Origin of the sequence: Xanthomonas sp. SHU 199, assembly GCF_000364665.1 — a bacterium.
Lineage (GTDB): Bacteria > Pseudomonadota > Gammaproteobacteria > Xanthomonadales > Xanthomonadaceae > Xanthomonas_A > Xanthomonas_A sontii.
This window is the reverse complement of sequence record NZ_AQOI01000579.1, coordinates 1-2,160: the sequence shown is the minus strand read 5'-3', so window position 1 is coordinate 2,160 and position 2,160 is coordinate 1. Positions and strand designations below refer to the sequence as shown.

The following is a 2,160-nucleotide window of genomic DNA, read 5'->3' as shown; positions in this document are numbered from 1 at the left end:
GCGCGTTGGCCGCGCCCGGCGCCGACGCCAGTTCCACCCGGTTGCGGCCGCCGTGCTTGGCCCGGTACAGCGCGGCATCGGCGCGCGCCAGCAGCGCCTGGCTGCTCTCGCCGGCGCCGGCTTCGGCGACGCCGATGCTGACGGTCAGGCGCAGGCCCGGCACGATCGCGTCGAACGACTGCCGCTCCAGCACCTCGCGCAGCAGCCCGGCCAGCTCCCGTGCCTCGGCGCAGGCGGCGCCGGGCAGCAGCGCCAGGAATTCCTCGCCGCCGGTCCGGCCGAAACTGTCGTTCCTGCGCAGGCTCTGCCGCAGGGTCGTGGCGACCAGCCGCAGCACCTGGTCGCCCGCCGCATGGCCGTGCTCGTCGTTGATCCGCTTGAAGTGGTCCACGTCCAGCGCCAGCACCGACAGCGGCATGCGTCCGCCGCGCGGCAACGCCGCCAGCGCGGTGTCCAGTTCGCCCAGGACCTGGCGCCGCGAGGCGACGCCGGTAAGGCTGTCGATCCGCACTTCGCGGCGGGCGCCGCGCAGGCGCCCGAGGGTCAGGAACAACACCCCGACGAGCACCGCCAGCAACAGCAGCGCCGCGCCCAGCAACGCGCGCCGCAGGGTCGCCTCGCGCTCCATCGCCTGGAGCCGGTTACGCTGGGTTTCCGCCTTCTGCGCCAGTTGCAGCGCCGCCAGGTCGCGCTCGCGGCTTTCCGATTCGGCGATCAGGAACTGCGATTGCTCGCGCTGCATGCGCGTATCCAGTTCCTGCTGCACGCGCATCTGTGCCTCGCGCGCATCCAGTGCCTGGCGCCAGGCGCCCAGCGCGCGCAAGGCGGTGGCCTTGAGGTCCAGCACGTCGCTGAGGCTGCGCAGGTCGCCGTTGGCGCGATAGCCCTGCTCGGCTTGTTCGGCCAGCGCCAGCGCGGCCCGCGCATCGCCGCTGCGCTCGGCGATCAGCGCATCGACGTAATCGCGGCGCGCGCGCATCAGCCGCGTGGCGCCCATCGCGACCAGTTGCGCTTCGGCCTGCTGCCGCTGCGCCCGCGCCTGCGGCAGGTTGCCCAGCAACGCGTTGACCCGGGCCGCGCGCAGCAACAGCGACGCCTGCGACCCCTCCAGCGGATGCCGGCCATGCAGCTCGGCCGCGCGCAGGTAGGCGGCCAGCGCCGCCGGCAGATCGCCGCGCTGCTCGGCGATGGCGCCTTCGCGCTCCACCGCCAGCGCATGCATGTAGCCGCCATCGCCCTGCCTGGCCCGCTGCAGGACCTCGGCGACGACCTGGTGCGACAGGTCCGGCAGGCCCATGTCCAAGTAGGCGTCGGCGATGCCGATCAGGGTCAGCAGTGCGACCCAGCCGCCATCGCGCTGTTCGTCGAGCCGGTGGAGTTCCTGCAAGGTACGCAGCGACTGCGCGTAGTGGCCGGCGTCGCGCTCGGCGAAGGCGCGCATGCGCAGGGCCGCCGCGCGCAGGCGCGGGAACCGGTGCGCACCGGTCAGCGCCAGGATCGTGGTGGCGGGCCGCAGATAGGCCGGGCGCTGGCCGTCGTTGTAGAGCGCATAGGTCTCGCACAGCAGGTACTCCAGGCGGACCTGCACATGGGCGCGCGCGATCGCGCCGCGCTCGCCGCGCCGCGCCTGCTCCACCGCCGCGGCCGGGCCCTGCGGAAAATGCTGGCAGTCGAAGGCGTCCAGGCGCGCCCGCCGCACCGGGTCGCCGGCGGGCAGCAGCGCCTGCAGGCGCGCATGCGCGACGCGGTAGGCCTGCTCGTCGGCGGCCATGTCCTTGCCGTGCGCACCGACATCCTCGATCAGCGCATCGAACGCCGCAGCCTGCGCTGCGCCCGAGGGCGCGGCTTCGGCACGGGAGGCGCCGCAGGCGGCGAACGGCAGCGCCAACGCCAGGACACCGAGCAACAGGGGAGAAGACATGAGCATGCGAACCGTGGACCCGCCGGCCGCCCACGCGGTATCGGCACTGCGCACCCGAACGCTCCGACGACGCCTGCGCCCGGATGCACAGGCCCATCGTCCACACCTTCCGGCCTCATGCCCGGTAGGCGCCGTGCGGCCGCCAGCGGTCGCGCGGCTAGTGTACCGCGGCCGCGGACCCGCCCCGCCCGGCAGCACGGCAGGCGTGGCCGGCCGGCGTGGCTCTTCCGATCTTTGCG

Annotated in this window: 1 protein-coding gene; it reads right to left on the bottom strand. The window is 74.2% G+C overall.

Annotation, left to right across the window (positions count from 1 at the left end; translation table 11 throughout):
- Positions 1-1,921, bottom strand: a 1,921-nt coding sequence (locus D183_RS0117030) for a GGDEF domain-containing protein (protein WP_157835219.1), incomplete at its 3' end; no start/stop codon positions are given.
- Positions 1,922-2,160 lie beyond the last annotated feature (239 nt).